The following is a 1,226-nucleotide window of genomic DNA, read 5'->3' on the forward strand; positions in this document are numbered from 1 at the left end:
CGTTATCGTAACAATTGCCTTTTCGAGACATGCTTTGGGTAATTCCTTGTTTCTTCAAAGCATGTTGATACTGTTTCATCTGATAGTGCCAGCCTTGGTCCGAATGCAAAAGAAGTTTATCTTTTTTGGATAAGCGTTTAAAGCACTTATATAGCATCTCAGAGACTAGGGAATATGTTGGACGAGACCCTACTGTGTAAGTGATAATTTCACCATTAAACAAGTCCAGAACAGGTGATAAATAAAGCTTTTCTCCACACAACTTAAATTCCGTAATATCGGTGACCCACTTCTCATTTGGTTTTTTCGCTTGAAAATTACGATCGAGTACGTTAGGTGCAATTTTACCTACTGTTCCTTTATGGGAACGATATTTTTTCATGCGTACCACAGATTTCAAGCCTAATTCTTTCATGATACGCTGTACTTTTTTATGATTAACTCTGTGACCCTGATTAAACAGTTCATCACGGATGCGACGATAGCCATATCGTCCCTGATGCTCAGCATAAATGGATCGAATAAGGAGTTTCAGGTCTGCATCTGGGTCTGGTTTGTCAAATTGCTTCACCAAGTAATAAAAAGTGCTACGTGGGACTTCAGCGAGCTTTAACAATGTAACCACCGGGAATTCAAGCCTTAATTCATAGACTACTTGTGCTTTGTCTTGTTTGGTGATTTTTCCTTGTTTTGAACTAAGGCATTCAACTTTTTTAAGTAGGCGTTTTCCATGCGCAAACGTTCTAATTCAGCTTGTAGAGCTTCAACTGATCCCTCAGCAGGTTCTTGCTTCTTAACCCCTTTTTTAATCTTATCTGTCACACAATGACGCCCCTTTTTCTTTGGTTTTAGGGCGTCGATCCCATTTTCATTGAATTGACTACGCCACCTTCGAATAACCCCTGGAGAAGAGATATTGAAAATGACAGCTGCTTCATTTGGAGACGCCCCATTCTCGTTCATATAGTTGAGTACGTCTAGTTTATATGGCATGGAGTAAGCTGTATAGTTTTTTTCAAAAGCTTTTATACCGTGATATTCGTATTGCTTGATCCACATACGCAGGACTTCATGATTGATTCCCAAGGATTTTGCAATGCTTTTAACCCCTTCATTTCCTAATAAGTATTGATGAATAGCTTCTATCTTCAAATCTAAATTGAATTTTGACAAAAAAACTGCACCTCCAATTGCTAGATGGTGTCTAACAATTGGGGTGCAGTTCA

1 pseudogene is annotated in these 1,226 nt (G+C 38.7%); it reads right to left on the reverse strand.

Annotated features, from left to right (window positions below):
- A pseudogene (locus ACFQZR_RS27120) lies at positions 1 to 1,173 on the reverse strand (IS3 family transposase); the annotation flags it as partial.
- Positions 1,174 to 1,226: the final 53 nt, after the last annotated feature.

Source organism: Paenibacillus sp. GCM10027629 (assembly GCF_042676425.1).
Taxonomy (GTDB): Bacteria; Bacillota; Bacilli; order Paenibacillales; family Paenibacillaceae; genus Paenibacillus_K; species Paenibacillus_K terrigena.